General features: G+C 64.2%; 27 protein-coding genes and 1 tRNA gene. 9 read left to right on the top strand and 19 right to left on the bottom strand.

Features of this window, described 5'->3' with window-relative positions:
• Positions 1-121 precede the first annotated feature (121 nt).
• Positions 122-700, top strand: a complete 579-nt coding sequence (locus FYC77_RS06420; protein WP_238386819.1) for a tyrosine-type recombinase/integrase — start codon at positions 122-124, stop codon at positions 698-700.
• Between the two features lie 22 nt (positions 701-722).
• Here FYC77_RS06420 and FYC77_RS06425 read toward each other — a convergent pair whose 3' ends face one another.
• From FYC77_RS06425 to FYC77_RS06435, 3 genes are all read right to left on the bottom strand, one after another.
• Positions 723-989 (bottom strand): hypothetical protein, encoded by a 267-nt coding sequence (locus FYC77_RS06425; RefSeq protein ID WP_149080683.1) that lies wholly within the window; start codon positions 987-989, stop codon positions 723-725.
• A 78-nt stretch (positions 990-1,067) separates the two neighbouring features.
• Positions 1,068-1,517 carry a P-loop NTPase family protein gene (locus FYC77_RS06430; RefSeq protein WP_149080684.1) on the bottom strand — a complete coding sequence of 150 codons (450 nt, stop codon included), beginning with the start codon at positions 1,515-1,517 and terminating at the stop codon, positions 1,068-1,070.
• Positions 1,518-2,115: 598 nt separating this feature from the next.
• Positions 2,116-2,189: transfer RNA gene (locus FYC77_RS06435), tRNA-Val, on the bottom strand.
• A 61-nt stretch (positions 2,190-2,250) separates the two neighbouring features.
• Here FYC77_RS06435 and FYC77_RS06440 point away from each other — a divergent pair.
• Together FYC77_RS06440 and FYC77_RS06445 are read left to right on the top strand one after the other, a co-directional pair.
• Complete coding sequence (locus tag FYC77_RS06440; RefSeq protein ID WP_149080685.1) at positions 2,251-2,742, top strand: DUF192 domain-containing protein; 492 nt, start codon at positions 2,251-2,253, stop codon at positions 2,740-2,742.
• 83 nt (positions 2,743-2,825) lie between these two features.
• Positions 2,826-4,868, top strand: coding sequence for an ABC transporter ATP-binding protein (locus tag FYC77_RS06445; protein ID WP_149080686.1), 2,043 nt, complete (start codon positions 2,826-2,828; stop codon positions 4,866-4,868).
• Between the two features lie 25 nt (positions 4,869-4,893).
• Here FYC77_RS06445 and FYC77_RS06450 read toward each other — a convergent pair whose 3' ends face one another.
• Together FYC77_RS06450 and FYC77_RS06455 are read right to left on the bottom strand one after the other, a co-directional pair.
• Positions 4,894-5,238, bottom strand: coding sequence for a DUF5789 family protein (locus FYC77_RS06450; protein WP_149080687.1), 345 nt, complete (start codon positions 5,236-5,238; stop codon positions 4,894-4,896).
• A 72-nt stretch (positions 5,239-5,310) separates the two neighbouring features.
• Positions 5,311-6,234 carry a phosphatase PAP2 family protein gene (locus FYC77_RS06455; protein ID WP_149080688.1) on the bottom strand — a complete coding sequence of 308 codons (924 nt, stop codon included), beginning with the start codon at positions 6,232-6,234 and terminating at the stop codon, positions 5,311-5,313.
• A 110-nt stretch (positions 6,235-6,344) separates the two neighbouring features.
• Between FYC77_RS06455 and FYC77_RS06460 the strand changes: the two genes are divergently transcribed.
• Positions 6,345-7,082 carry a creatininase family protein gene (locus FYC77_RS06460; protein ID WP_149080689.1) on the top strand — a complete coding sequence of 246 codons (738 nt, stop codon included), beginning with the start codon at positions 6,345-6,347 and terminating at the stop codon, positions 7,080-7,082.
• A 29-nt stretch (positions 7,083-7,111) separates the two neighbouring features.
• Here the strand turns inward: FYC77_RS06460 and FYC77_RS06465 are convergent, their stop codons facing one another.
• The 3 genes from FYC77_RS06465 to FYC77_RS06475 all read right to left on the bottom strand — a co-directional run bounded on the left by FYC77_RS06465 (position 7,112) and on the right by FYC77_RS06475 (position 8,440).
• Positions 7,112-7,546 (bottom strand): DUF5790 family protein, encoded by a 435-nt coding sequence (locus tag FYC77_RS06465; protein WP_149080690.1) that lies wholly within the window; start codon positions 7,544-7,546, stop codon positions 7,112-7,114.
• A gap of 119 nt (positions 7,547-7,665) precedes the next feature.
• Positions 7,666-7,953 (bottom strand): hypothetical protein, encoded by a 288-nt coding sequence (locus FYC77_RS06470; protein WP_149080691.1) that lies wholly within the window; start codon positions 7,951-7,953, stop codon positions 7,666-7,668.
• A gap of 121 nt (positions 7,954-8,074) precedes the next feature.
• On the bottom strand, positions 8,075-8,440 hold the full coding sequence (locus FYC77_RS06475; RefSeq protein WP_149080692.1) for a dihydroneopterin aldolase family protein: 366 nt from the start codon (positions 8,438-8,440) through the stop codon (positions 8,075-8,077).
• A 117-nt stretch (positions 8,441-8,557) separates the two neighbouring features.
• Here FYC77_RS06475 and azf point away from each other — a divergent pair, with 117 nt between their 5' ends.
• A complete protein-coding gene (gene azf, locus FYC77_RS06480) occupies positions 8,558-9,301 on the top strand; it encodes an NAD-dependent glucose-6-phosphate dehydrogenase Azf (protein ID WP_149080693.1) in 744 nt (247 codons plus the stop codon).
• Positions 9,302-9,340: 39 nt separating this feature from the next.
• Here the strand turns inward: azf and FYC77_RS06485 are convergent, their stop codons facing one another.
• From FYC77_RS06485 to FYC77_RS06495, 3 genes are all read right to left on the bottom strand, one after another.
• Positions 9,341-9,955 (bottom strand): DUF309 domain-containing protein, encoded by a 615-nt coding sequence (locus FYC77_RS06485; RefSeq protein ID WP_149080694.1) that lies wholly within the window; start codon positions 9,953-9,955, stop codon positions 9,341-9,343.
• A 251-nt stretch (positions 9,956-10,206) separates the two neighbouring features.
• Entirely contained in the window at positions 10,207-11,349 is a 1,143-nt protein-coding gene (locus FYC77_RS06490) for an aminopeptidase (RefSeq protein WP_149080695.1), read from the bottom strand.
• 72 nt (positions 11,350-11,421) lie between these two features.
• The gene (locus tag FYC77_RS06495; protein ID WP_149080696.1) at positions 11,422-12,138 is read right to left on the bottom strand and encodes a queuosine precursor transporter; all 717 of its coding nucleotides are present in this window, start codon (positions 12,136-12,138) and stop codon (positions 11,422-11,424) included.
• A gap of 353 nt (positions 12,139-12,491) precedes the next feature.
• Here FYC77_RS06495 and FYC77_RS06500 point away from each other — a divergent pair, with 353 nt between their 5' ends.
• Complete coding sequence (locus tag FYC77_RS06500) at positions 12,492-12,686, top strand: cold-shock protein (RefSeq protein ID WP_006087767.1); 195 nt, start codon at positions 12,492-12,494, stop codon at positions 12,684-12,686.
• 210 nt (positions 12,687-12,896) lie between these two features.
• The gene (locus FYC77_RS06505; protein ID WP_149080697.1) at positions 12,897-13,178 is read left to right on the top strand and encodes a PadR family transcriptional regulator; all 282 of its coding nucleotides are present in this window, start codon (positions 12,897-12,899) and stop codon (positions 13,176-13,178) included.
• 1 nt (position 13,179) lies between these two features.
• Here the strand turns inward: FYC77_RS06505 and FYC77_RS06510 are convergent, their stop codons facing one another.
• The 7 genes from FYC77_RS06510 to FYC77_RS06540 form a co-directional block, all read right to left on the bottom strand.
• Positions 13,180-14,310 (bottom strand): hypothetical protein, encoded by a 1,131-nt coding sequence (locus FYC77_RS06510; RefSeq protein WP_149080698.1) that lies wholly within the window; start codon positions 14,308-14,310, stop codon positions 13,180-13,182.
• Positions 14,307-15,581: a polyphosphate polymerase domain-containing protein gene (locus FYC77_RS06515; RefSeq protein ID WP_149080699.1), complete on the bottom strand. Its 1,275-nt coding sequence runs from the start codon at positions 15,579-15,581 to the stop codon at positions 14,307-14,309. Before FYC77_RS06515 ends, FYC77_RS06510 begins: the two co-directional genes overlap by 4 nt.
• A gap of 12 nt (positions 15,582-15,593) precedes the next feature.
• On the bottom strand, positions 15,594-16,091 hold the full coding sequence (locus FYC77_RS06520) for a DUF7382 domain-containing protein (RefSeq protein ID WP_149080700.1): 498 nt from the start codon (positions 16,089-16,091) through the stop codon (positions 15,594-15,596).
• A gap of 173 nt (positions 16,092-16,264) precedes the next feature.
• Positions 16,265-16,831, bottom strand: a complete 567-nt coding sequence (locus tag FYC77_RS06525; RefSeq protein ID WP_149080701.1) for a TlpA family protein disulfide reductase — start codon at positions 16,829-16,831, stop codon at positions 16,265-16,267.
• Between the two features lie 63 nt (positions 16,832-16,894).
• The gene (locus FYC77_RS06530) at positions 16,895-18,571 is read right to left on the bottom strand and encodes a hydantoinase B/oxoprolinase family protein (RefSeq protein WP_149080702.1); all 1,677 of its coding nucleotides are present in this window, start codon (positions 18,569-18,571) and stop codon (positions 16,895-16,897) included.
• The gene (locus FYC77_RS06535; protein ID WP_149080821.1) at positions 18,568-20,655 is read right to left on the bottom strand and encodes a hydantoinase/oxoprolinase family protein; all 2,088 of its coding nucleotides are present in this window, start codon (positions 20,653-20,655) and stop codon (positions 18,568-18,570) included. Before FYC77_RS06535 ends, FYC77_RS06530 begins: the two co-directional genes overlap by 4 nt.
• A 275-nt stretch (positions 20,656-20,930) precedes the next feature.
• Positions 20,931-21,434: a metallophosphoesterase family protein gene (locus tag FYC77_RS06540; protein WP_149080703.1), complete on the bottom strand. Its 504-nt coding sequence runs from the start codon at positions 21,432-21,434 to the stop codon at positions 20,931-20,933.
• 61 nt (positions 21,435-21,495) lie between these two features.
• On the opposite strand from FYC77_RS06540, the gene FYC77_RS06545 reads away from it, so the two are divergent.
• Together FYC77_RS06545 and FYC77_RS06550 are read left to right on the top strand one after the other, a co-directional pair.
• Entirely contained in the window at positions 21,496-23,043 is a 1,548-nt protein-coding gene (locus FYC77_RS06545) for an NUDIX domain-containing protein (RefSeq protein WP_149080704.1), read from the top strand.
• A 265-nt stretch (positions 23,044-23,308) separates the two neighbouring features.
• Positions 23,309-25,192 (top strand): hybrid sensor histidine kinase/response regulator, encoded by a 1,884-nt coding sequence (locus FYC77_RS06550; RefSeq protein ID WP_149080705.1) that lies wholly within the window; start codon positions 23,309-23,311, stop codon positions 25,190-25,192.
• A gap of 20 nt (positions 25,193-25,212) precedes the next feature.
• Here the strand turns inward: FYC77_RS06550 and FYC77_RS06555 are convergent, their stop codons facing one another.
• Positions 25,213-26,208 (bottom strand): phosphate uptake regulator PhoU, encoded by a 996-nt coding sequence (locus FYC77_RS06555; protein ID WP_149080706.1) that lies wholly within the window; start codon positions 26,206-26,208, stop codon positions 25,213-25,215.
• Positions 26,209-26,406: the final 198 nt, after the last annotated feature.

Raw genomic sequence — 26,406 nt, forward strand, 5'->3', positions numbered from 1 at the left:
CCTCCTCATTCCTCTCAAAAAGATGCCTCGATAAGTCGCCGCTGTCACGTGGTTTCTCGCTTAGCTAAAGACGGATAGTGAACAAGAACAAGTCGTACACCGTCACTTCACACTCTCTCAAATCGAAGACCTCAGAGACGCCGCACACAGCCGAGAATCACGATATGACACGTCCCTTCGGGACGAAGTGTTCGTCACAATCTCCGCAGACCTTGGAACGAGACCGAGAGAAACCATCCGACTCACACGGCACATGTTTGACCTCGATTCAGGGGAAGTCACGATTCCGGCAGGGGTTCAAAAAGAGTATCCTGTGGAAAACAAGTCTCCCCGGGCAGCGACTCTACGACTGGACCCTTACGGGCATTTCAATACAACACGGTTGCTACGGATGTATTTCAGCGAATTAGAGGAAGCTGGAGAAGACTACCTGTTCCCAAGTCGCCAAGGAGGGCATATCAACACTAACAGCGCCAGAAACATCACTGAAAGGCTGGCCATTGAGGGCGATGTTTGTCCCAAAAGAACCGATGGAAAGCCGTCAGAGTTCGAAGAAGCTCATCCACATGCTTTCAGGCACTCCGTGGCGAACTACATGCTGGCAGACCCAGACACCCGATTAATCGACGTACGAAACCGACTCCGACACCGCTCGATTACGACGACCGAGAGAGTCTATGAACACTACCAGCGTCGGTGACTCCCAACACCCCTTTTCTCAGCTAATTCGAGTCAAACCCATCCAAGTCAAGAGATTCCCCTTCGAGCTTGATGCTCCACGCTGCTATGTACCCAACGTAACCATTGTATGTATTTCCGGGTGCGTTGGGTTCCTGTTTCTCAAAGCTCTCTCGAAGTCTACCCTCATGCTCTGTTTTCAGATGCTGTTTTCCTCGCTCTTTCATGTCGCCTTCATCTCTAATATCGCTGTTTTCTGATTGCTTTATTTGAACTTCACAGTGAGGACAATCGAATACTCTGTCTCCCATGCTCGCATAATGCGTATTCAGGAGACTTATACACACGAAATTATTGCGAAGGAGAGGTAGTGGAAACCACTACGTCAGTTATCGATGAGCCTGCGGATTATGATTATCAAACCGTGCGTCAGCGGGTCGCTTAGGTGGCGTCGGAGGTGTCCACTCATAATCCTCGACATCCTCGTCTTTCATTTGTAACGCTGCTGCTAATAACTTCTCAGTATTGTTCTCCCCATAGTCATTTGCATACAACACATGGTACTTCTTCCCATCATCAGCAGTCACCACTTCTTTTCCTTCACAACTCCATGGCAATTCCTCAGGGTGTAGCCGCCAAAGTCCGCTATCCGTATTGGGACTGGTTGAAACGTAAATATACTGGTCTGGGTCATTGTAATCCTCAAATCGATAATAGAGTTTTGTCCGAGGGCCTAAATCCCAGAGCTTGAATATACCATTATCCCACCATAATTTCTCATACAATCCATCATTCGATTTTAACTCGCTCAGGTCAAGTGTATCAATTATCTCTACCATGCAAATTTTGGTCCGGGATTTGTATTTAAATGCTTTTCGACGGAAATAGTATGAACACAATACAGTAGACGGAAGAATCAAACACTTGTCCGTATCGTCACAGCACAAAATACGCCATGAATAGTTAAAATAACAACACTAATCAGGAATCACGTTACCTGTACACCCCGTCATCGTCCTGTCGCAGAGTAATCGCATCGCCCTGAATCGAAACTGAATCCGCAGCGAGCGCACTAAACTGACGATTAGCGATATCCATCACATCCTCCGTTGCATCCTCGCTCGTCCCCGTGACCGAGACCTCTATACCAGACGGAGTTTGTTTGATAGTGACCTCGGGTTCGTCATCTCCGCCGAGCAATCCAAACATGACACTCCAATATGGTACGCAGAGAAACTTATACGGGCGAAAATATTGAACAGGAACTTCGACTGGAATATATTCGAAAGCTTATGGCGCAGTAACACGTCGTATCCAATGGAATCGCCATACGGGTCGGAGGAGGCACCACGGAGTGTAAGAACTCACTGCGATTCGAGGGTAAAAATCAGCCTGAAACCCATGCCCTCATGCGAATTCAGAGCATGGCTGCGGTGATGGGCTCGGGCGGGTTCGAACCACCGACCTCGGCCTTGTAAAGGCCGCGTCATAACCAGCTAGACCACGAGCCCGTACGCGAACGGAAACGCCCCGTCCGAATAACCTTTACTTTCTCGAACCGCACGACGTGACATGACCGCGGAGCGCATCTGGAAGGGACTTCTCGCCGTCGCTGCGCTCGTGATCGTCGGATTCGTGCTCGTTCAGGCCGGGGTCGTTTCTGCCCCCTGGGCTCAGGATCAGGCGGTCGTCCACGTCCTCGACAACGACGGCGAGCCGAAAGCCACCGTCGACGTCGAGGTCGCCGACACTGTCGAACAGCGGTACACCGGGCTGAGCGACCACGACTCCCTCGAGGACGGCGACGGAATGTTGTTCGTCCACGCCACGGAGGGCGATCGGACGTACGTAATGCGCGAGATGGACTTCGACATCGACATCGTCTTTATCGGCGCCGACCGCGAGATCACGTCGATCGAACACGCCCGCGCGCCAGAACCCGACGAGGACGGCGAGGAGTTGCGCCACTCCGGTCGAGCGAAGTGGGTACTCGAGGTGCCCCGCGGCTACACGAACGAGACGGGAATCGACGTCGGCGACGAGATCGTGATCGACGCCGACTGACCTGCAGTGTCGACTCTCAGCGGCAACGATATATTTCGATTCGTAGCAAACCCTTATTGGCGACGCTCCCGGAGCCGGACGTAATGAGCGGCGTCGACTGGGACGAAGACGACCCCTTCGAGGAACAACGCGAGCAGGTCGAGAGCCCGATGCGGCGGTTGATCGTCGAGTACGGTCGTCCCTACTGGTTCGCGGTGAGCGTCGGACTCGTCGGGAGCGTCCTCGCCCGCGCGCTCGATCTGCTCCCGGCGCTGTTGCTCGCGGTGGCGATCGACGCGATCTTTTACGACGCCGCGTTCGCCGAACAGGTCCCGCTGTCGGCGTTGCCGGAGGCGTGGCTGCCGGCGACACAGGACGGTCAGTTCTGGTTCGTCGTCACCGCGATCGCGGCCTCGTTTGCGTTCGGCGCGGTCTTTCACTGGATACGCAACTGGGGGTTCAACGCGTTCTCCCAGAGCGTCCAACACGACGTCCGAACGGCCACCTACGACAAGATGCAGCGACTCGACATGGAGTTTTTCGCGAACAAGCAGACCGGCGAGATGATGTCGGTCCTGAGCAACGACGTCAACCAGCTCGAGCGGTTTCTCAACGAAGGGATGAACTCCGCGACGCGGCTCATCGTCATGGTCGTCGGGATCACGTTCCTGCTGTTCTGGCTCGAGCCCCAACTGGCGCTGGTCTCGCTGGCACCCGTGCCGTTGATCGCGATCTTCACCTACCTCTTCGTCAAGAAAATCCAGCCAAAGTACGCCGCCGTCCGCTCGTCGGTCGGGAAGGTGAACTCGCGACTCGAGAACAACTTAGGTGGGATCAACGTCATCAAGTCCTCGAACACCGAGGGGTTCGAATCCGGCCGCGTCGAGGACGTCTCCCGGAAGTACTACGACACGAACTGGGAGGCCATCTGGCTGCGGATCAAGTTCTTCCCCGGGTTGCAACTGATCTCGGGGATCGGGTTCGTCCTCACGTTCCTCGTCGGCGGCTACTGGGTGTTCACGGGGAGCGGTCCCGGGCCGATCACGGGTGAACTCGCCATCGGGACGTTCGTCGTCTTCATCATGTACACCCAGCAACTCGTCTGGCCCATGGCCCAGTTCGGTCAGGTCATCAACATGTACCAGCGCGCCGAGGCCTCGAGCGAACGGATCTTTGGATTGATGGACGAGACCGGCCGAATCGAGCGCGACGAGGACGCCGACGATCTCGAGGTCCGCGAGGGGCGAGTCGAGTACGATCACGTGAGTTTCAGCTACGACGACGAGTCGGCCGCCGCCGACGAATCCGCCTCTGCGACCGAATCGGCTTCTGGGGAAAATTCGAGCGCTACCGAGACGTGGGGTAGATCCGACCCGCACCCGGCCGATCGGATCATCGACGACGTCTCCTTCGCGGTCGACGGCGGCGACACCGTTGCGCTCGTCGGGCCGACCGGCGCCGGCAAGTCGACGGTTCTCAAACTTCTGCTCCGGCTCTACGACGTCGACGACGGCGAGATCAGAATCGACGGCCAGGACGTCCGCGACGTCTCGCTCTCGAGTCTTCGCCGTGCGATGGGCTACGTGGGCCAGGAGTCGTATCTCTTCTACGGCACTGTCGAGGAGAACATCACCTACGGTACGTTCGACGCGAGCCGCGAGGAGATCGTCGCGGCCGCGAAAGCCGCGGAGGCCCACGAGTTCATCCAGAACCTACCCGAGGGCTACGACACGATGGTCGGTGAACGCGGCGTCAAACTCTCCGGTGGGCAGCGCCAGCGCGTCGCCATCGCCCGCGCCGTGCTCAAAGATCCCGACATTCTCGTGCTGGACGAGGCGACCAGCGACGTCGACACCGAGACCGAGATGCTCATCCAGCGCTCGATCGACGACCTGACCGAGGACCGGACGACGTTCGCCATCGCCCACCGCCTCTCGACGATCAAAGACGCCGACCAGATCCTGGTGCTCGAGGACGGCTCCATCGTCGAACGCGGCACCCACGAGCAACTGCTCGAGAACGGAGGGCTCTACTCGCACCTCTGGGGCGTCCAGGCGGGGGAGATCGACGAACTCCCACAGGAGTTCGTCGAACGGGCACAGAAACGACAGGCTCGAACTGAAGTCGACGCCGATGTCGACGATTGACGGAACAAACTCACAGTGAACCGTATCAGAAGGACTCCTGTTCGCGCTGTCCGTCTTGATCCGGCGCTCCCTCGTCCTGTCGTTTCTCGCCCGTCGCGGGCGGCGTTCGATCGCTGTAGTTCTTGCGTCCGATCGCCGAGTCGCCGACCATATTCATGACCGCTCCCTCGAGTTCGTCGAGGGATCGATACTCGTCCTCGTTCAGCGGCTCGAGCAGTTCCTCCAGCGTCGCGGTCTCATCCCCCATCTCTACCTCCTCGTCGCCGTGCTCGTCGAACAGTTCGTCCTGGCTGATGGGGAACTCCTGGCTCTCGAGTGAGTCCCGAAGATCGCCGAGTTCGACGCCCAGTTCGCGGTCGTCGTCGGTCATGGCCGGGGGTTGGCCGCGAGCGCGGAAACAGGTTGACCCTGCGTGCGCCGTCTCCGGGTCAGCGGTCGGATCTCACCGCCCTCGGTCGACCGAGTGCGCGGAGAGGGCGACGGCGAGAACCCCGAGGAGCGCGGGCGACGCTGCCGTCGCGCCCGCCACGACGAAACACGTGACGACGACTGCGACACCCGTCACCGCGAACGCGGCCGGCGAGCTCGCTTTCGACCCCGGATCGAATCGACGGTTCGCGACGGACCACGCGGCGAGCGCGCCGGCCGAGAGCGCGACGTACTGAAGCGCTCGCGTCGAGAAGCCGCTGGCGACGGCGGCGAGCGCCGCTAGCCCGAACGCGATCGCGAACGAGACCGTCGTGCGATCGCCGCGAGCCTGCTCGAGGAGCCATCCGACTCCCGCGAGATAGCCGACCCCGACTGCGATCCCGGCGACGACGTCGAGCGGATAGTGGACGGCGACGACGAGCCGGGAGAGACTCACTGCGAGGACGACGAGCGACGCGACCGCGAGACGGAGCCGTCGGGTGCCGACGCGAGCCGAGAGCGCGACCAGACCGTAGACGACGGTCGCCCCGGCCGCGTGACCGCTGGGGAAGGCGTAGCCGCCGATCGTCACCGACGAGACGAACCAGGGCTCGAGAGGGGCGGGGACGACGGTGGGAACCGCGACCACGACCGAGGGACGAGGGAGCGCGAAGGCGTACTTGAGGACGATCACCGCCGACAGCCCGCCGACGGCGAGGCCGAGAACCCACGGTCCGATCGGGCTGGAGCCGTCCGACGGGACAAACGGCGTCCGCCGGTCGACGGTATCGGTGCTCGTCCGTGACCTCCGTCCGCGAGCGAGTGTCCACGACGCGACGAACGCGACGGCTACCAGGACCGCGACGTCGCCGAGGCGCGTGACGAGGGCGGCGACTGCGACCGTCCACTCCGGGAGCCCGTCGACGAGCCACTCGAGGACGACGCTGCCGCGATCCATACCGGTACTCCGTGACGAGGCCAGTGAAGCGTTTCGGGGACGGCCCGACCGGTACGCTCCGGCCTCCGCTCACCGACGGCTTCTTGACGACTCGGCCGGAGTACTCGCGCATGGATCTGCGCGCCGCAACGTGGACGGACGTCCGCGACCTCGAGACGAACCTCGCTGTCGTCCCCGTCGGAAGTACGGAGCAACACGGCCCCCACGCGCCACTCGGAACCGACGTCCTGACCGCCGAAGCGGTCGCCGACGCTGCGCTCGAGCGGACCGACCGCGAGGTCGTCCGCGCGCCGGCGATCCCGGTCGGGGTCGCCGAGGAACACCGGCAGTTCCCCGGTACGATGTGGGTATCGCCCGAAACCTTCCGGCGTTACGTCCGCGAATCGGTCGAGAGCCTCGCACACCACGGCTTCGACCGCGTCGTGATCGTCAACGGCCACGGCGGGAACGTCGACGCCCTCCGTGAGGTCGGCGGCCGACTCACGAGAAGCGGCGAGGCGTACGCGGTACCGTTCACCTGGTTCGAGGCGGTCGGCGACCACGGCGCCGACATGGGCCACGGCGGCCCACTGGAGACGTCGCTTCTGTGGCACTGCGCACCCGACCTCGTCGACGAAGACGGACTCGAGGCGGCGAGCGAAGGCGCTGCCGACGGCTGGGGGGAGTGGACGAGTGGGGCGAACCTGGCGTACGATTCCGCCGAGTTCTCGGAAAACGGAGTCGTCGGCGACCCGACCGACGGTGACGAGCGACGAGGCACAGAGCTACTCGAGTTGGCGAGCGACGCGCTGGGTCGACTCCTGGAGGCGGTCGCCGAGCGGGACGTTACGCGTCCCGAGCCGCGTTGACCGATCGTTCGTGTCGAATACCGGAGAGGTCACTCCTCGTCTTCGGCGTCTTCGTCCCCGTCGTCGGCCTCGTCGGCACCGGCGTCCGCGAGGGTGCTCTTGAGCGCCGGGATCGTCGAGGTGAGGTCACTCACCTGCTCGCTCGCGTCGGCGATATCCGTGATCGCGTCCTCGAGGTCGGTGATCTCCTCCTCTAAGTCCGCGGCGTCGTCGAAGGCGTCGGCGCGCTGGCCCATCGTGAACCACTTCTTGGCGTCCCGGAGGTGGTCCTCGGCGTCACCGACGTCCAGCGCAGAGTTGAGCCCGTTCAACACGCCCAACACGTTGTCCGCGTCAGTTTCCCAGACGTCGTCGGCCGCCGGAAGGGCGGCCCATCCCTCCTCGAGCGAGGACTCGACGTCCTCGCGCATCTCGTTGGCTGCCTCGCCGAACAGGTCGTCGTCGCCGAAGGTCGCTTGACTCATGGGTTGCCCTTCTCGGGGATCGAGGTTAAAAGGTCGCCCGAAAGTGAAAGTAAAATCGGCCTCGAGCGATTCGTTCCCGGCCGAACGAGGGATGGAATCCGAAAGGGACGTCGTGAGTGTCACGAACCGATGCGCAGTGCCGAGGACATCTGTGAACCGATGTCGAACGCGGTGACGTATCGACGCAGAACGACACTCGACGTCGACCGGCATTCGGACGAACGACGGTTCGAGAAACTCGAGGACGCGTAACAGGGGAACAGCGAGACCAGTTCGAAGAAGACGCACGTACCGACTCCGGTGATTCCAGCGGCGGCGACGAGCGGGACGAGTAGGCGGCTGGCTCGAGTGACCGCGTCCAGCGTCGACGACACCGTATCGATCGAAAGGGCGGATTGCTGTCCCATTCCCCGACGGCCACGTGCTCTCGCTTGAAGGTCAGTCAGACGCCCGAATGACGTCGCCAGACGGCCCGGCCTGCCCGTAGCCGCGTCGGCTCGAAATCGGTCGTTTCACCGTCGGCGGGGATCACTCGCGACCGCCGACCGACTCGAGTCGCATCAGCGGGTAGCCGTCTTCCATCTCCATGCGCGTCACGACCTCGCATCCCTCGTAGTCGACGACGATCTCGACCTCGAGAAACCGTCCGGTGAGTTCGGTGTACTCGGCGCTCGCCTCCGCGAGCGCCTCCTCGAGTTCCTCTTCTCGGACGTCGACCGTGACGGCGGTGCAGTGTGGCTGGTTCTCGATCGAGTCCTCGATCGCCCGCGCGAGGCTGCCTGCGCTCGCCGGCGAAATCGGCGTCCCGGCGAACTGGTGGTAGAGCGACCCGAACTTGATGCCCGCCTCGAAGCAGGCCGTTTCCGCGTCGGTCGGCGTGACGTCGTCGGTCATACGTGACTCCTCGAGTGCACTCGGCAAGGGGGTTCCGATCGGTCGCGGGCGATGCCACGGACCCCGTTCACCTGGAATCGCACGATACTTATCGGCGCTATCCCTCACACCGAACGAATGGTACAGTCCGTCCTGCTCACGGGGGCTGCGGGGCGTGTCGGGGAAGCGATTCTCGCCGACCTCGCGGACGTACACGAGTGGCGCTTGTTAGATCGCGACCCACCGACGGGGGAACAACCGGGCGAGTTCGTCGTCGCGGACATCACCGACGAGGAGGCGGTCCGTGAGGCGATGGACGGGATCGACGTCGTGATCCACCTCGCGGGCGACCCCCGTCCGGAGGCGCCCTGGGACAGCGTCCTCACGAACAACATCGACGGCACGCAGACCGTCTTCGAGGCGGCCGTCGACGCCGGCGTCGAGACCGTCGTCTTCGCGTCGTCGAACCACGCCGTCGGGGCCTACGAGACCGACGAGCGCACGCCGGAGATGTACCGCGCGGACGACGACTACCTGCTCGACGGCACCGAACTGCCGCGGCCGGGCAACCTCTACGGCGTCTCGAAGGCCGCCGGCGAGTCGCTGGGACGGTACTACCACGACGAGTACGGTCTCTCGGTCGCCTGCGTCCGTATCGGCAATCTCACGGAGGGACACCCACCGATCGACTACGAGCGCGGGCAAGCGATGTGGCTCTCCTATCACGACTGTGCGCACCTGTTCGATCGCTGTATCCGCGCCGACTACGGCTACGAGATCGTCTACGGCATCTCGGACAACGACCGCAAGTACTACTCGATCGACCGTGCTCGAGAGGTCCTCGGCTACGAACCACAGGACAACTCCGCCGAACACGACTGATCGGCACCCAATACGACTGACTGGCGCCGAACGCCGCGATCAGAACAGGCCGTCGACGTCCTCCTCTCGAGTGCGCCGCCGGTCGACGTGATCCGTCAAGCGCTGGAAGACGATCCCACGATGGTCGTCCTCGCGGACGAAGTCGAACAACAGCGTGATGAACCGGCTGTCGTCCTCGCCGGCCGCGAGATCCCGCTCGGCGTATGCGTGGGCCCGTTCGATCGACTCCTCCTCGAAGCCAAGCGCGTCGGCGAGGGTGCTGGCCGCGATCGCGGTCGCTTCGAACCCGAGAGTCGCCCGAGTCGGCGTTGTCTCGTCGTGTTCGATTCGGATCGGCGGACGACGTTCGACGACCTCCGGATCGGTGGCGAGCGTCGCGAGATACGTCCGGATCGGAACGAGACGAACGTCACGGTATGTCGATGAGAGCCCTTCGAGATACGCGAGTGCGCTGTCGGCCAACCCGGTCGTACCGTCCCAGTTTCGGTCCTGAGCGTGGTAGACCGCCGCGGTGGCCTGGATCAACCCGTGGAGCAACTGCTCGTCGTCGGTTCCCGCCTCGAGTTCGAGCCAGTGATCCTCCCAGGCGTCATGAGCGGCGTGGTAGTAGCCGTCGTTGTAGATCGCAGCGCCGGCCCGCAACTGATCTCGCATACCCGACGTACGGACTCGAGGCTGGTGAGGGTCACGGTCGCCAAAAAATCTGAAAGTGAGGCCGGATACGTACCGCCTCCGGCGGGGCGGGCAGACACTGTGGAAACGGGGAACGGGGCGCGAGAAAGCGCCCTTCGACCGGTTACTGGCCGCCACCGGTCAGGGCGGTACTCGTTTCGAGTGTGGAGACACGTATAATTATGCAGTCGGTTCGATTCCTTCGGGACCGCATTCCGGACGGGAGGTGGTGCTTACTCCTCGAATTCGTCCTCCCATCGGAACCGCCCGTTCCGCTGGACGATGTCGCCGTCGACCTCGAGGCGGGCGTTCTCGCTGACGTCGGCGATCAGATCGACATGGACCGCGGAGTCGGTGCCCGACTCGCCGTCGGCCAGGCAGGCGTCGTAGGCCCGCCCGAGCGCGAGGTGGATCGTCTCGCCCATCTTCTCGTCGAAGAGGATGTTGTCCGTATAGCGGTCGATCCCGCGGTTCATTCCGACGCCGAGTTCGCCGAGCCGACGCGCTCCCTCGTCGGTTCCAAGCACCTCGGCGATCACGTCCGCCCCCTCGTCGGCGTCGTGGTCGACGACCTCGCCGTTCTCGAAGACGAGGCGGACGTTTCGGACCGACTCCCCGCGAACCGTCATCGGGACGTCGAAGGTGACCTCGCCCTCCGTGGCGTACGGTGCGGTAAACACCTCGCCGCTGGGGAGGTTGTGTGAATCGTACGCGACCGAAGCCGCACTGTTGACTGCCGTCCGGCCGTCGATCCGCATCGTGAGGTCGGTGTCGCCCGCGACGAGTCGAACCGTCGACGCGTCGTCGAGCAGTTCTTTCATCCGGGCCATCTCGTCGGCCAGTGACTCCCAGTCGCGAAGTATCGCGTCGTAGGCGAACTCGCGATACTCCTCGTAGGCCATCCCCGCCTGCTGGGCGAGCGACCGCGTCGGGTGAACGGTCGACACCCATCGCGTCCCGAGCCGACGCTCGCGAATCCCCGTCCGGGAACTACTGTAGGCCTGTCGCGTCTCGGCCGGCACGTCCGCCGTTGCACTCGTGTTTCGGCCGCCGCCGAGCGAGAGGAAGACGTCCGTCTCCTCGAGCAAGGCGAGTTCGTGAGCCGGATCGTCGTCGAACGCGACACTCGAGCGATCATCGTGTTCGTCTTCCGAGACGGCTGAGTCTCCATCGTACGCCCGCAAATACGCCCGCGTGAGCTCGCCCGAAGAATAGGTCGCGAGCAGGTTCGCCCCGCGTTCTCCCAGACACCGTGCGACTGCGACGGCGAGGTCGTGAGCGTCGGGGCCGACCGAGAGCACGACGTTGTCGCCCGCTTCGACTCGAGCGCTCCAGTCGACCAGTATCTCCGCGTGTTCGCGAACGCGTTCGTCCATGGCGGAGGAAGGAAACGAAGCCACAAAATCCCGTCTCTTGGCGAACGGGGGAACGCCTCTCTCGACTCGAGACTACGCCGTCGCCGCTCGTCCCTCGGCGTCGGTTCGGCTACGAACGAGCGTGACGACGGCGTACACCACCGGTGTATCGAGGACGGCGATCGCGAGCTTGAGCAGGTACTGGCCGACGATCAGCGCGAGGATCGCCTCGAGGGGTAAGACGACGCCGACGCCGAGAACAGCGGGCGCGATAGCGAACGCGATCGAGACGAAGATCACGGTGTCGATCGCCTGGCTCGTCCCCGTCGAGACGACGTTGCGCAGCCAGAGGTAATCCGACCCTGTCCGATCGCGGATGCGATGGAAGAGCCAGACGTCCCAGTTCTGACTGACGAGATAGGCGAGCAAACTGCCGAGGACGACGTTCGTCGACGCGCCGAGGGCCGTCGCGAAGGCGTCGGGATCGACGCTCGCTTCGGCCGCGGGCGCGGCGATCGTCGACCAGACGAGCGCGAGCACGACGAAGTTGAGCACGAACGCGACGTTGACGACGATCTGTGCCGCACGTTTGCCGTACAGTTCGGTGTAACAGTCACTCGCGAGGAACGTAAGCGCGTACGCGAGCGCCGCGCCAGGGAGGACCAGTTCTGCACCGGTAACCGGTAACGCGAACGGAAGATCGAACGCGAGTACTTTCGAGGCAGTCAACTGCGCGGTGACGAGCGATGCGACGAACAGGCCGATCAACGTGACCTGAGCCACCGTCGGCGCTCCGTGACGATCGGTCATACCGACTGATTTTGCTGGACCTACGTAAGCGATACTATTTCAAACGTCCTCGAGGATCACTCGAAGAATATCTCCTCGCTCGATCGCTCGCTTCACTCATCTCCCACTCGGTACTCGACCCCATTCTGAACGTTTGGTCGGTTCTGTCCGTGAGTGTTCGATACCGCTTATCCACACTGTTACGAACTCTCTACGGAGAAATTTCCGTATTATTGGTGGGTAGTGGAGTTCGTACTCGACTGAAAAAAGGGTTCGAACTGCTCTAGCGCAATTTTCACCCGGAATTATGGCCAGAACGAAAGCGATTGTATAACCAAACTGTTATATGTGTCGCGTGGATTCGTACAATTGCAATGGCGAAAGGAAACGTTGATTTCTTCAACGACACAGGCGGTTACGGTTTCATTTCGACGGACGACGCGGACGACGACGTGTTCTTCCACATGGAAGACGTTGGCGGCCCGGACCTCGAAGAAGGCACAGATATCGAATTCGACATCGAACAGGCCCCCAAGGGCCCCCGCGCCACCAACGTCACCCGCCTGTAATACGGCACCTCACGTTCGGTAACGGGTTTTACTCTACGACCATTCATTCTTCGACGGCCAATGCGAGAGCAGTGCCGACCCGGAGTAGCGACCTGCTGTTCTGTACAGTGACATCGTACGACGAGTAGCTTCGCCGAAACTGGATCGCCGGGAGAAATACGTGCTCGATAACAAATAGTCACTCTCGTGGTGTGATCATATGGGAGAAACATGGATGAACTGACCGGTTTCCAACGGGATCTCCTCTACGTCATCGCGGGAGCGGATCGGCCATCCGGTCAGGACATCAAAGGGGAGGTCGAACGGTACTACAGCACCGACGTCAACCACGGTCGGCTCTACCCGAATCTCGATACGCTCGTCAACAAGGAGTACGTCGAGAAGGGACAACTGGATCGACGAACGAACTACTACGCGATCAGTGACCGCGGCCAACGATCGATCGAAAACCGCCGCGACTGGGAGCGACAGTATCTCGAGACGAATCGGTAGATCACGCTACCGGGAGACGATCGAAGTCAGTAGCCGTTCCGAGGATATACACGTCGTCGTCGGCCTCAAGGGGTACCTGCTCGGCCGGAAACGGGATCGTCTCGTCGTTCCGGACGAGACCCACCACGGTCCCGGACAGCCAGCCGACGAACTCTCCCTCGAGAGGGCCGTCTCTGGAGACTGTCAGCCTGGCGACCGTGTGATCGAGCGCTCGAATGGTCGACAGGAGCTCGTAGATGTCGGACGACGACGCGGGGCGTGTGACGATCCGATACCGCTCGTGACTGCGTATCTCCTCGGCACGTTCGGCGTCGGTTACGATCGTCGCGACGTCTCCCGACGTTGCCCGGAGTGTTCCGGTCGCCACCAGTCGACTCGTACACTCGTCGTCGGTCCAGATCTCGACTCGCTCTCCGGTCGACCCACTCGACTGAGCTACACCACGAACTGCGAGAGCGACCGCGTTTGGCGCTATCGTCGACCCGATTCCGACCCGTTTCCGACCGAGGCGAACCCGGGAAATCGCTCCGTCCGACGTGAGATCGACGGCGACGTGTCCGATGCCGAAATCTCGCTCGAGGCGGTTCTCGAGTCGGGATACACGGCTGTCGGCGGGGATATCACAGGGAACCAGCACTGATTCCCCTGCGAGTTCGCGTTTGACCGAGTTCTCGACGGGAGGAGAGCCGGGCAGATCTGTGAACTCCTCCGGCAGTCGATACTCGACCGAGAGTCGTCCGCGCCGGATGACCGACGCAGCTGCGGTTCGGTCGTCGATTCGATCGATGTTCGCGCTCTCACGCGCGACGGCATCGCCGATCCGTCGCCCACCCGCGGCGGCGACCGATCCGACCGCGAACGCGGCGAGGAAGTAGGTTGCAGTCGCGTGGTGGAACACCGGCGTCTCGTCGATGATCGTCGACTGGCGGACGCTGACGACGTTTATCCAGAGGCCGACGACGGCTAGACCGACGAGTACGGCAGCGCCAGCCGGTATCGACCGTGTACTGTATCGGCGGTACGCGAACGCGACGACGAGCGTGACGACGCCGGTGAGCAGTCCGAACCCGAACACGTTGACGACCGCGGTTTCGGTCCACTCCGTGAGTATTGCCTGTGCTATCGCCGTCATCGTTTCACCGCGGGTTCTTTCGACACTCGAACCCCCGCTGGTCCGTCCGATTCTCGTCGTGAACGTCCGGCGAGTCGGTGGATGGTGGTCGAATCGGCGACGACGAACACGTCGGCTCGATCCTCGAGGCGGTCCAGATCCGGATCGACGATCCATCGGTGGCGTGTGTCGGGCCCACCGTTTGCGACGTCGGACTCCGCAACGAGCGGCGTGATGTCGTCTTCGTCGACTGTCTCCGAATCGATCGAGGCCACGACGTTCCCGACCTGGCATCGGTACACGTGATGTCCCGCTCGGCCGAGGCGGACGAACGCCTCGACTGTGGGCGTCGTTTCGTCGGGAGGGACGGTTACGTGAATTCGGTTCGCTCCCAACACCGGTTCGGCGTCCGTCGCGGGAATCGCGACCGTCAGTCGTCTTCGGCCGCCTTCCGAGCCGCCTGTGGGGTGATCGGCCGCTGTCGACGACACCTCACCAGCGTCTCGCTCGCTCGGACCGGCGTCGATCGAGGCATGCGTTTCGAGAACGATCCCCTCTACGTCGGTGGCGTCGGTGGAGAGGACGACCGTTTCGTCCGCGTACAACCCCGTCGGGATCAGGGCCTCGATAGTGATCGCACGCCACCCCTCCGGTATCCGCGACCCGGCGACGGATGTCGGCGGTGCGGCGGCGATCGTCGCCCGCGCTCGGCCGTCGACCGAAACCGAAACGGCCGACAGATCGTAGCTCGTTCGAAGACGCGTCTCGAGTCGACGTTCGAGTTCCGAACGCGGAAGGTCCGCGGGAAGCCGCCAGACCTCGTCCTCGAGCGATCGCCGCAGATTCGGGGGTAACGGTGGATACCCCTCGAGATCACGGACGCCACCCGTCGACTGGATCGAGACCTGCCCGCTCGCATCGATCGCCTCGGTCGCGTCGCCCGATAGCGATCGACCGCGGACGAGTCGGCCAGCCGTCCCGATCGGCAACTCGGAACCGATTCGACTCCCGTGACCGTTCGCGTACAGTGCGAGCGTCACAACCACGATCGATGCGGCGGCGAGCCGTGGTGTGTGTCCTCGAATTGCGGTGGCCGGAGGGGCGATCAAGCCGACTGCGTACGCGTTTCCAGCCGCAAGCGGAAGCGCAACTGCGATGCTCTGTCGACCCGAGAACTCTCGACTCAGGTATTCGCCGATTGTCCCGAGTGCACCGACGGTGATCGCGGGGCCGATGCCGACGACGAACCCGAACGAGACGCCGACGATAATCTCCGTCGTAACCTCGAACATAGATCCGAGTGGCTAGCCGTCGATCAGAACGATCTCGGGATTCGATCGCTCGTCGACGTAGTTGCTGTTACTCGGTGGAACGATTTCGACTTCGAGCGTCCCCGTGTCCTGGTCCCGACGTAGATCGGCATCGTCGGGAACGGTGATCGTGTTGGTATCGGAGACGTGAACCGGATCGTCGAGTTGTGCAGAGCCGGCGGTAAGGATGACGGTAAACTCCTCGAGTTCGTTCCCCTCCTCGTCGACGACGGAGAAGCTGAGGGATTCCGCCAGATCGCCCGTCTGGACGACGTGGTCGTCTTCCCACTCGATCGTTACTTCAGTGTCGCCGAACTCGCCGACGCCGCCGAGCATGTTCATCATCACTGAGAGAGCAGCGATACCGACGACGAGCGCGATGACGAGTCTGATCGGTAGTCCCTCGATTGCCCGGTCGTCGGACTCGAGCGATTGTAATCGATCCGTCGTGCGTTCGGACGGTGGTTCCGTCCGGGTAAGCGGTGAACGCATACCCGCTCTGGCCTCGGTTTCGTACTTAAACGTCCGACCCAGGGTTCAAATGTGAAGCCGCATGGAGCGCCACTCGGCTTGTGGTCGTCGACGTCGACCCGCGGCTGGTCGTATGATGGATAGGAGAAACTGAAATGGCAGGCGAACGCTGGCTGTCGCCGCGAGTAACAGCCTCACCTGCAGGCGTCGTCGATCGCGGTCTCGATCTTGCTCGCCCGTGCGATCTTCTCGACTGTGGTGGTCGTCCCGTCGGGACAGACGACGACCAATGGCGATTGTGCGTGGACCGAGATTTCCTGTCCGAACTCGTCGACCAGCGCTCCGGTGAACGGCTCCGGTGCGGCCCCGAACGCCCACTCGTAGCCGTTCTCTTCGGCGTGGGCCCTGACGTCGTCGGGGTCGTCGTTGCCGTCGATCACGAGGTCGACGAACCGGACCTCGTCGCCGACCGCCGCATGGCTCTCTGCGATCTCCTCTTGCTGGCTGTTGCAGGTCGGACAGAACGGCGCGAACGTATGGAGTACGACCGGGCGGTCGGCGTTTGCGACCGTGAACGACTCGCCGGTCGTCACGTCCTCGAGCGTCGTCTCCCGCCAGTTTTCCGTCTCTTCCGAATCGCCGCCGGACGCTCCCTCGTCTCCCGTGTCGTCGGTGCCAGTCTGGTCCTCGAGACAGCCCGCGAGGACGAGCGACGTCCCGGCGGCCGCGAGGAGGGTCCGGCGGGTCGGCGGCTGGCTCATGGCTGAAACGTCTGGCGCGAGCACGAAATAGCTATGCGACTGTGCGCGTTCGTACACGGGTAGTTACTCCTCGCGGTCGTCCGGATCCCCGTGGCCGCCCCCGCCCGGCGTTCGGACCGTAACGGTCGTCCCCGCCTCGACGTCGACGGTCGTCTTCGCCGGGGCCTGCGCGTCGTCGATTAGATTCTCGCCGGGTTCGCCGTCCTCGCCGCCGCCAACGCCTCGCGGACGGTGTCGACGCCGCTCCGTGAGCAGGGAGACGGTCGCGTCCGTCTCGACGGTAACCGATCGCTCGAGGCCGTCGCCGCCGTCGAACCGGCCGCGACCGCCGCTGTCCGGACGGAGCGCGTAGCGTTCGACGCGGAGCGGGTACTCCGCCTCGAGCGCCTCGACCGGCGTGTTGAGCGTGTTCGTCATGCCGACCTGGACGCCGTCCATCCCGTCGCGGTCGGGGCGTGCGCCGAAGCCGCCGCCGATCGTCTCGTAGTAGGTAAACGAGCCGTCTCGGCCGCCGATCGTCAGGTTGTTCATCGTCCCCTGGCCCTGGGCGGGCACGCGATCCGGCGCGGCTCGTGCGAGCGCGGCGAAGACGACGTCGGTCACCCGCTGGCTGGTCTCGACGTTCCCACCGACGACGGCCGCCGGTGGCCGGGGGTCGAGCAGCGACCCCTCCGGCACGCGGACGCTCACCGGCTCGTAACAGCCCTGGTTCGGCGGGATCTCGGGATCGGTGAGACACCGGACGACGAAGTAGACTGCGCTCGTTGCCACCGCGAGTGGTGCGTTCAGGTTCCCCTCGAGTTGGGCGGCCGTCCCCTCGAAGTCGACGTCGATCGATGCCCCGTCGATCGTCACCGCTACTTCGATCGCGATATCCTCGTCGGTGACGCCGTCGCCCTCGAGGACGTCGGTCGCCTCGTAGGTGCCGTCCGGCAACGCCTCGATCTCGCGTTCGATCCGCTCGCGCGAGTAGTCGATAACGGCGTCGAATCCCGCCCGGGCGGTCTCGCGGCCGTGCTCGTCGAACAGCGCGACGAGCCTGTTCTCGGCGCGCTCGTTCGCCGCGAGCTGTGCCCGGAGGTCCGCCCGCCGCTCCCGCGGATTCCGGACGTTCGCGAGCAACAGCGACCGCACGTCCTCGCGAACGTCGCCGTCCGCGACGAGGCGGGTCGGCGGGAGCCGCAGCCCCTCCTGGTAGATCTCCCGGGAGTTCGCGGGCATGCTCCCCGGCGTCGCCCCGCCGACGTCCGCGTGGTGGGCGCGGGAGACGGCGTATCCGACGATTTCTGGTTCGTCGGAATCGGTTTCACCGTTCTCGCCACCGCCCGACTCGTCGAGACCGTCCGGCGGAGCCAGCGGCGAGACCATCGTCACGTCCGGCAGGTGCGTGCCGCCGGTGAACGGATCGTTGAGCACGAAGACGTCGCCCGGACGTGGATCGCGCTCGCGGACGGCGTCGACGGCGGCGGGCATCGCCCCCAGGTGAACCGGGATGTGCTCGGCCTGGGCGATCATCCGTCCTCCGGCGTCGAACAGCGCCGTCGAGCAGTCCCGGCGCTCCTTGATGTTCGGCGAGTACGCGCTCCGGATCAGCGTCCGACCCATCTCCTCGGCGACTCCCTCGAGCTGGTTGCGAAGCACCTCGAGCGTCACGGGGTCGATTTCGGGTGCCGTCTCCCCGCTCGAGTCGGCCACATCCGAGCCCCCATCGACGGAGTCGGGCGCGTTCGAGTTCGTCATCGTTTCTCACCCCCGGATCGAGCCATAACGAGCGTTCCGTCGGTGTCGACCTCCCCCCGCCACTGCGGTGGGACGACCGTCGTACTTCCCGCCTGTTCTAAGATCGCCGGCCCCGACAGCGTCGTCCCCGCTTCGAGGCGGTCGCGATCGTAAACGGTCGTCCCCCAGCCGCCGGTCTCCGAGAAGTGAACCTGGCGGGTGCCGACGAGCGCGCCGCCGTCGCCGTCGTGGTCGACGTCGGGGTCGGCTCCGGGAACGCTCGCCGTCGTGCGCAGCGTCACCACTTCGATGGGTTCGTCCGCCGTGTAGCCGTGGGCCCGGTCGTGGGCCTCGTGGAACCGCCGCTCGACCGCCGCGGGGTCGAAGCCGTTGCCGACGGGGACGGTCAGTTCGAAACTCTGTCCGGCGTACCGACAGTCGGCCGCCCGCTCGACGGTCGCCCGATCGGGATCGGAGACGTCTGCGAGTACGTCCGCCACGAGGTCGTCGTAGGTGTCCTCGAGTTCCGTCGGCTCCGCGTCGGAGAGCGTGACGCCGACCGTTCGCGCGGCGTCGTAGCTCTCGTCGGCGGCGAGTAAGCCAAACGCCGAGAGGACGCCGCTCGGCCGCGGGACGACGACCCGATCGATCTCGAGGGCGTCGGCCAGCGCCGCGGCGTGCATCGGCCCCGCGCCGCCGAAGGCGACGAGTGCGAACTCGCGAGGGTCGTGGCCGCGCTCGACGGTCACCGAGCGGATCGTCCGGGTCATCGTCGCGTTCGCCACGCGGTAGACACCGTGGGCCGCCTCGAGCGCGCTCTCGAGGCCGGCCTCGTCGGCCAGCCGTTCGAGAGCCTCGTGGGCGGCCTCGACCCCGAGGGTCATCTCGCCGCCGAGTGCGGTCTCGGGGCCGATGTAGCCCAGCACGACGTTCGCATCGGTGACGGTGGGATCGGTCCCGCCGCGGCCGTAGCAGGCCGGTCCCGGATCGGCACCCGCCGATCGCGGTCCGACGCGTAACGCGCCGCCGTCGTCGACCCAGGCGATCGAGCCGCCGCCCGCGCCGACGGTGTTGACGTCGACCATCGGCGTTCTGATCGGGAGGCCGTCGATCGCCGCCTCGGTCGTCCGTTCGGCTCGGCCGTCTCGGACGAGGCTCACGTCGCTCGAGGTGCCGCCCATGTCGAACGTGACCAGCCCCTCGACGTCGGGTTCGTCGACCGTTGCGGCCGCGCCGACGACGCCCGCCGCCGGACCCGACAGCGTCGTCGTGACTGCGCGCTCGCGGACCGTCTCCGGGTCGGCGATGCCGCCGTTTGCCTGCATGATCCACGGCGCCGGGAGCCCTGCCTCGTCTGCCTCCTCGACCAGTCGACCGACGTAGCGGTCGATCGCCGGCCGGACGTAGGCGTCGACCGCCGTCGTCGACGTCCGCTCGTACTCCCGGAACTCGGCGAGCACCTCGTGGGAGGTCGAAACCGGCACCTCGAGGTGCTCGCGGAGGATCTCGGCGACCGCCTGCTCGTTCGACGGGTCCGCGTAGGCGTGGAGCAGACAGACCGCGACGGCCTCGACGTCCTGTGTGCGAAGCGTCTCCGCGAGCACCCACACCTCGGCGTCGTTAACCGCCCGTTCGACGCCGTTGACCGTTGTCCGCTCGTCGATTTCGAACCGTCGTTCGCGCGGGACGAGCGGCTCCGGTTTCTCCGCCTCGAGGTCATACAGGCTCGGCCGGTCCTGGCGACCGATCTCGAGGACGTCCCGGAAGCCCGCCGTCGTGACGAGGGCGGTCTCCGCGCCGCCGCGCTCGAGGAGGGCGTTGACCGAGACGGTCATCGCGTGGGCGAACTCCTCGATCTCGGCCGGATCGATCCCCGCCTCGTCACAAGCCTTCTCGACTCCCTCGAGAACGCCGACGTGTTGGTCGTCAGTCGTCGGGACCTTCGCGGTGACGAGACGGTCGTCGACCGAGAGCGCGACGTCGGTGAACGTGCCGCCGACGTCGACGCCGATGCGCGTAGCGCCGTTCGCACTCGACACCGGAAGCGCTCGATCCTCCCGGCTCGGTTCGCCGTCGTTCGGTTCGTGGGAACTCGAGTCGGTCATGGTGATCGAATCCGCAGTGTCGGCCCCCGTCCGCCGGATCGCCGGGGGAAGGGGTGCCTCGGTGGTCGTCGATTCCGTTGTCGTCGCGCGGCGTTCATACGGCCCCACTCGCACCCCACTCGAGTATAACTCACGGAATCCCGGACGGTCTACGATATTGCCGATCGGGCCATCTCGAGGACGGATCCAGCGTGATCGAGTGTGTCTCGGCCGAGCAGACGGCGTCGGCGTGAAGGCGGCAGAACCTCCCTCGCCTGCCCCAGGTGGCGGCGGAGTCAGCGCGTCAGCGTATCGACCGTGACGTGGCCGTCCTCGATATGAGCGACGAGCATCGTCTCGTGTGTGGCAGGGCTGGCCGCGGTCGCACTACCCGGGTTGAGAACCCGGATCCCGTCCCGAGCCGTGTCGACGACCTCGTGGGTGTGGCCCGCGACGACGACGGCGTTTTCGCCCGTATCGACCTCGTCGTACGCGATTTCGACCACCCGCCGGTGCCAGCCGCCCGGCGATCCCGTTCCGTGAGTGACGACGACGGTGACGTCCTCGAGGACGAGCGTGTCGGTTCGCGGTAACTCGAGCGTCGAGGGATCCATGTTTCCACGCACACAGGTTAGGTTTCCATCCGCGAGCGTAGCGATCCGGTCGTACGCCTCCCGCGAGTCGAAATCGCCGGTGTGGATCGTCCGACCGGCCGTTCGAACCTCCTCGGCCACCCAGTCGGGGAGCCCGGTCGCTCGAGACGGCACGTGCGTGTCTCCGAGGATCGCTACTTGCGTCATACGCGGGGATACGACGTCGACTCCCGAAAGCGATTCCCCGGCGGCCGCCGTCGATCGACGTATGAGCGAGCGCGATCCGACGCGTGCCAGGAGGGACGAAGACGGCGAACGCACCGACAGGGCCGGTGAGGACGACGATGAAGCTAAAAGTCACGTCGTCACCGCGTTCCTCCGGGACCGTGGCGAGGTGTTGTTGTTGTGCCGAAGCGACGTCGTCGGCACCTACGCGGGCCAGTGGAGTGGCGTCTCCGGTTTCGCCGAAGGGAGCCCCGACGGGCAGGTCCGCGTCGAGATTCGCGAGGAGACCGGTCTCTCCGACGACGGGGTCTCTCTCGTTCGGTCCGGGCGACCGATTCGATTCACCGACGACGACCTCGAGCCGAGCCGAGAGTGGGTCGTCCACCCGTATCTGTTCGATCTGACGGCAGACTCCCGAGAGATCGAACTCGGCGAGGAACACGACGAGTTCGCGTGGACCGATCCGACCGAGATCGTCGCGGGCGACGCCGAAGCCGGTGTGCGTGCCACCGCAGCGGACTCCGAAGCCACTGTACGTGCCACCGCCGGAGACTCTGGCCACGACCTCGAGACGGTGCCGAAGCTCTGGACGGCCTACGAGCGCGTCGCACCGACGGTTCGATCGATCGCCGCCGACGACGACCACGGGGCTGCGTTCCTCTCGATCCGCGCACTCGAGGTACTTCGCGATCGGGCGGGATTGCTCGTCGCCGAGCGGGAGGCGTTCGGCACGGAACCGGACGAGGAGTGGGACGAACTCGCCGAACTGGCGACCAGACTGCTCGAGGCCCGTCCCGCGATGGCGGTCCTTCGAAACAGGGTGAACCGCGCGATGGCGACCGCGGCGGGGATCGACGCAACCGACGCCGCTGGGAGCAATTCCGACGGCTCCGACGACGGAACCGACGGCTCGAGTCGACGGGACGCAACGGCGGTTCTCGAGACGACGCGTGGGGCGATCGACCGCGCGATCGCGGCGGACGCGGACGCCGCGGCGACCGCGGGCGAACACATCGAGGGACGGGTCGCGACGCTTTCGCGCTCGGGAACGGTGCTCGAGGCCCTCCGTGCGGGGTCACCCACACGGGTGTTCGTCGCGGAATCGCGGCCGGCACGCGAGGGCGTCGCCGTCGCCGAGACGCTGGCGGCCGATACGGCGGTCGACTGTTCGGTGACGGTCCACGCCGACGCGGCCGCCGCGTCCGTCCTCGCCACCGAGTCGATCGATCGCGTCGTCGTCGGCGCGGATACGATCCTGCCCGACGGTTCGGTCGTGAACAAGACTGGGACGCGAGCGCTCGCGACCGCCGCCACACGCGAAGGCGTTCCCGTGACCGTCGTCGCCGCGAGCGACAAAGTCTCGACCCGCGAGGAGGTCAACCTCGAGTCGGGCGATCGGACGGCGGTGTACGACGGTGACGCGCCCGTCGACGTCCTCAACCCGACGTTCGACGTGACGCCGCCAGGCTGCGTGAGCGAGATCGTCACCGAACGGGGGCGACTCGAGCCCGCAGCGGTAAGCGAAGTCACGGCGGAGTTGCGCGGCCTCGAGGATTGGAGAGCGGGCACGGGCGACGCTGCCAGCCGGTGAGACGACGCTGGCGACGCGGCGAATCGGGTCGGGGGATCGAAACGACAGATCGAAACCCCTCGGCGCGGTATCTCGAGGTGGCGGCAGTGACGAGGAGTTACCCCCACCGAGCCCCGTGTGACGAGGGATTTTCCCGAGCCGCCGTTCTCGAGACGGCTTCTCCGGTGAGCGACGGGAGACTTCGCCGGTGAGAAACGAGAGCCACGACGCCTCAGCGTCGACGAACGGGGTTACCTTCTAATGGGGTCAGCGCTGTACGTTCCGTATGGCTCCGTCGACCGGCGGTCGATCGTGTGTCGATCCGCTCGAGAACGTCGACGTTCTCTGTGTCGACGACGACCCATCTTCCGCGAGACTAACGCAGGCGTATCTCGAGCGTCGCCACCACGAGTTCGACGTTCGAATCGAACACCAGACTGCCGACGCACTCGAGCGACTCGAGACCGACCGATTCGACTGCGTCGTCAGCGACTACGACATGCCGGAGATGAACGGCCTCGAGTTCCTCAACATGGTTCGCGACTCCTTCGGCGAGATTCCGTTCATCCTCTTTACCGGCAAGGGATCCGAAGAGATCGCGAGCGAGGCGATCTCTGCCGGTGTCACAGACTACCTTCGGAAGGAGACGGGCAAACACCAGTACGACGTCCTGGCGAATCACGTCCGCAACGCCGTCGAGAGCAATCGCAGGCGGCGGACACTCGAGCGATCCCGCGCACTGTTCGAGACGACGTTCGACGACCCCGATCGACTGATCGCCGTGCTCGACCCGGACGGAACCGTCAGACGAGCGAACCGGCGACTGAGTACGTTCGTCGGGGTCGAAACGGACGATCTCGTCGGCCACCGCTACTGGGAGCTTCCGTGGCCGCGGGCATTCGAAGCGGCCGCACCCGATCTCGCGGAGTGGCTCGAGCGAGCGACAGCGGGTCGCCGGACGACCATCTCCTTCGAGTACTCTTCGGAGAGTGGCGAACCGGTCACCGGTGAGGAAACGACCGAGTCACTCGTAACCGAGCACGTCTTCGTCGAAGCGGTCGCTCAGCCGGTGACGATCGACGGCGCCGTTGGGGCACTCGTCGTCGACGTCCACGACGCGAGCACGGCGGTGACGTGGGAACGAGAGGTCGAACTCAAAGACGCCGCGTTCGACGCTGCTCCGGTCGGGATGACCATTACCGACCCCTCTCTCGAGGACAACCCAATCGTCTATGCCAACGCGGCGTTCGAGCGCCTCACCGGCTATCCTCACGAGGAGGTCCTCGGACGGAACTGTCGGTTTCTCCAGGGCGAGGGGACGAATCCGGAGCCGGTCGACGCGATGCGCGAAGCCGTCGACGCAGAAGAGCCAGTGACGGTCGAACTCACGAACTACCGCAAAGACGGGACCACGTTCCACAACGAAGTGACGATCGCCCCCATCCGCGACGCAGATGGAACGGTCACTCACTTCGTTGGCTTCCAGAACGATATTACCGACCGACGGACGGCGTACGACCGCCTCGAGCGCGAACGCGATCGGTTAGAGGAGTTCGCGAGCGTCCTCTCGCACGACCTTCGGAATCCGCTAACCGCGGCGATGGGGTACGGAGAACTCGTCCGCGAAGACTGTTCGAGTCCGTTTCTCGACGATATCGAGGCGGCTCACGAACAGATCGAGCGGCTGATCGACGAAACGCTCGCCCTGGCGCGTGCCGGGAGTGTGGTCGGTTCGCTCGAACCGGTCTCGCTATCGGAACTCGCGGTCGACTCGTGGCAGACCGTCGATTCCGGCGATGGCTCGCTCGAGGTCGTCGACGACGAGCAGTTTCTCGCGGATCCGGGCCGAAGTCGACAGCTGTTCGAGAACCTCTTTCGAAACAGCCTCGAACACGGCGTCGACTCCGACGGACAGGGAGACGGTCCGGCGGTCACCGTCACCGTCGGCCCGCTTGGCGACGGGTTCTTCCTCGAGGACGACGGCCCCGGAATCGCGCCTGCCGAGCGCGATCGCGTGTTCGAACGTGGGTACACGACGAGCGAGGAGGGCATCGGGCTGGGATTGCGGATCGTCGAGGAGATCGCCACCGGCCACGGGTGGACTGTCGCCGTACTCGAGGGAGGAGATGGCGGCGCGCGGTTCGAGATTACCGGGGTGGACCGACCGTGATTGACGTCGAGTGAGCGAGCCTACGGACGGGGCGCGGCCCTTTGCAGCGCCGTTTCGGCCACGTTGCCGCCGTAGTCGGCGCTCCGGGAGAGTGAATCGAGGACGAGCCCGAGCGACTGCGCCTGAACCGGATCGAGATTACGCAACAGATCGTCGATACGTCTGGTGTGTTCGTCGATCTCGAGGACGGACTCGAGGGCGTCGTGTCCGAGGTCGGTCGCTCGTTCGGCGTCGTTGGCGAACAGCGCGTCCATCGACTTCTCGACGACGGTCGCGACGTCCGCGTGGAGGGCGAGCAGCGCGTCGGCGACGTCCTCGGGAATGTCCTCGAGCTTGCGCGCAAGCTGGGCGATCTTGACGGCGTGATCGGCGATCCGCTCGAGTTGGCGAGCACTCGAGTGGTACTCGAAACAGTCCTCGCGGTGGACGCCGAGTTCCTCGGCCGCGCGGGGGGAACGGAGCGTCGCGCGGAAGATCCGGGAGACGACCAGCCAGAGCCGATCGACGTCGTCGTCGCGTTCGGTAACGTCGCGGGCGACGTCGTCGTCGTTCTCGACGAGCGCGGTCACCGCGTCCTCGAGCATCGACGCCGCGATGAGTCGCATCCGGGTGACGGCGTTGACGATCGACAGCTCCGAGGAGTCGAGCAAGTCCTGGACGACGACGCGATCCGATCCCTCCTCGACGATTTCGACCCCGATCAACCCCTGGATCGCACTCCGGATCGCCCGACGCTGGTCGGTCGTGATCCGCCCCGCCTCGAGCGTGATGACGTCGAATCCGCCGACGTACATCGTCATCACGGCCCGGATCAGCTGTTCGTCCTCGAGACTCGAGACGTCGAGCGTTCCTTCCTGATGGGTTTCGTCGCTCTGTGGCGTCACGAGCAGCGTGTCGTCCTCCGTATAGATTTCGACGGTGGTTCCGCTACTGACGTCGTTTTCCGTCGCCCACGTTTTCGGGAGCGAGACGGTGTACGTCGACCCACCCGTCACCTGGACCTTTCGGGTCTCCATACTGCGCGTTTTCTATGGCCAGTATATAAATCCATCTGTATCTATAGTGTGGGTTGGAAATGTGCCGTTTACCTCTCCCGAATCTCTATCGAATTCGGTACGGAAACCCGTCCCAGGGTATGTTTATATTGGCAAATGTTTACGTATAGCGTAATATATAGAGATATGGCCTCTACGGTGAACATCCGTACGTTCGTA

It is taken from the genome of Natrialba swarupiae (assembly GCF_008245225.1).
GTDB lineage: Archaea > Halobacteriota > Halobacteria > Halobacteriales > Natrialbaceae > Natrarchaeobius > Natrarchaeobius swarupiae.

Coding starts and splice junctions, on each gene's coding strand:
- FYC77_RS06430 (WP_149080684.1), bottom strand. CDS start 1,517: ATGGTAGAGATAATTGATACACTTGACCTGAGCGAGTTAAAATCGAAT.
- FYC77_RS06425 (WP_149080683.1), bottom strand. CDS start 989: ATGGGAGACAGAGTATTCGATTGTCCTCACTGTGAAGTTCAAATAAAG.
- FYC77_RS06500 (WP_006087767.1), top strand. CDS start 12,492: ATGGCGAAAGGAAACGTTGATTTCTTCAACGACACAGGCGGTTACGGT.
- FYC77_RS06510 (WP_149080698.1), bottom strand. CDS start 14,310: ATGACGGCGATAGCACAGGCAATACTCACGGAGTGGACCGAAACCGCG.
- FYC77_RS06530 (WP_149080702.1), bottom strand. CDS start 18,571: ATGACGAACTCGAACGCGCCCGACTCCGTCGATGGGGGCTCGGATGTG.
- FYC77_RS06520 (WP_149080700.1), bottom strand. CDS start 16,091: ATGCGTTCACCGCTTACCCGGACGGAACCACCGTCCGAACGCACGACG.
- FYC77_RS06450 (WP_149080687.1), bottom strand. CDS start 5,238: ATGACCGACGACGACCGCGAACTGGGCGTCGAACTCGGCGATCTTCGG.
- FYC77_RS06485 (WP_149080694.1), bottom strand. CDS start 9,955: ATGCGAGATCAGTTGCGGGCCGGCGCTGCGATCTACAACGACGGCTAC.
- FYC77_RS06490 (WP_149080695.1), bottom strand. CDS start 11,349: ATGGACGAACGCGTTCGCGAACACGCGGAGATACTGGTCGACTGGAGC.
- azf (WP_149080693.1), top strand. CDS start 8,558: ATGGTACAGTCCGTCCTGCTCACGGGGGCTGCGGGGCGTGTCGGGGAA.
- FYC77_RS06465 (WP_149080690.1), bottom strand. CDS start 7,546: ATGAGTCAAGCGACCTTCGGCGACGACGACCTGTTCGGCGAGGCAGCC.
- FYC77_RS06455 (WP_149080688.1), bottom strand. CDS start 6,234: ATGGATCGCGGCAGCGTCGTCCTCGAGTGGCTCGTCGACGGGCTCCCG.
- FYC77_RS06470 (WP_149080691.1), bottom strand. CDS start 7,953: ATGGGACAGCAATCCGCCCTTTCGATCGATACGGTGTCGTCGACGCTG.
- FYC77_RS06445 (WP_149080686.1), top strand. CDS start 2,826: ATGAGCGGCGTCGACTGGGACGAAGACGACCCCTTCGAGGAACAACGC.
- FYC77_RS06525 (WP_149080701.1), bottom strand. CDS start 16,831: ATGAGCCAGCCGCCGACCCGCCGGACCCTCCTCGCGGCCGCCGGGACG.
- FYC77_RS06545 (WP_149080704.1), top strand. CDS start 21,496: ATGAGCGAGCGCGATCCGACGCGTGCCAGGAGGGACGAAGACGGCGAA.
- FYC77_RS06495 (WP_149080696.1), bottom strand. CDS start 12,138: ATGACCGATCGTCACGGAGCGCCGACGGTGGCTCAGGTCACGTTGATC.
- FYC77_RS06535 (WP_149080821.1), bottom strand. CDS start 20,655: ATGACCGACTCGAGTTCCCACGAACCGAACGACGGCGAACCGAGCCGG.
- FYC77_RS06555 (WP_149080706.1), bottom strand. CDS start 26,208: ATGGAGACCCGAAAGGTCCAGGTGACGGGTGGGTCGACGTACACCGTC.
- FYC77_RS06550 (WP_149080705.1), top strand. CDS start 23,309: ATGGCTCCGTCGACCGGCGGTCGATCGTGTGTCGATCCGCTCGAGAAC.
- FYC77_RS06460 (WP_149080689.1), top strand. CDS start 6,345: ATGGATCTGCGCGCCGCAACGTGGACGGACGTCCGCGACCTCGAGACG.
- FYC77_RS06515 (WP_149080699.1), bottom strand. CDS start 15,581: ATGTTCGAGGTTACGACGGAGATTATCGTCGGCGTCTCGTTCGGGTTC.
- FYC77_RS06540 (WP_149080703.1), bottom strand. CDS start 21,434: ATGACGCAAGTAGCGATCCTCGGAGACACGCACGTGCCGTCTCGAGCG.
- FYC77_RS06505 (WP_149080697.1), top strand. CDS start 12,897: ATGGATGAACTGACCGGTTTCCAACGGGATCTCCTCTACGTCATCGCG.
- FYC77_RS06475 (WP_149080692.1), bottom strand. CDS start 8,440: ATGACCGACGACGTCACGCCGACCGACGCGGAAACGGCCTGCTTCGAG.
- FYC77_RS06440 (WP_149080685.1), top strand. CDS start 2,251: ATGACCGCGGAGCGCATCTGGAAGGGACTTCTCGCCGTCGCTGCGCTC.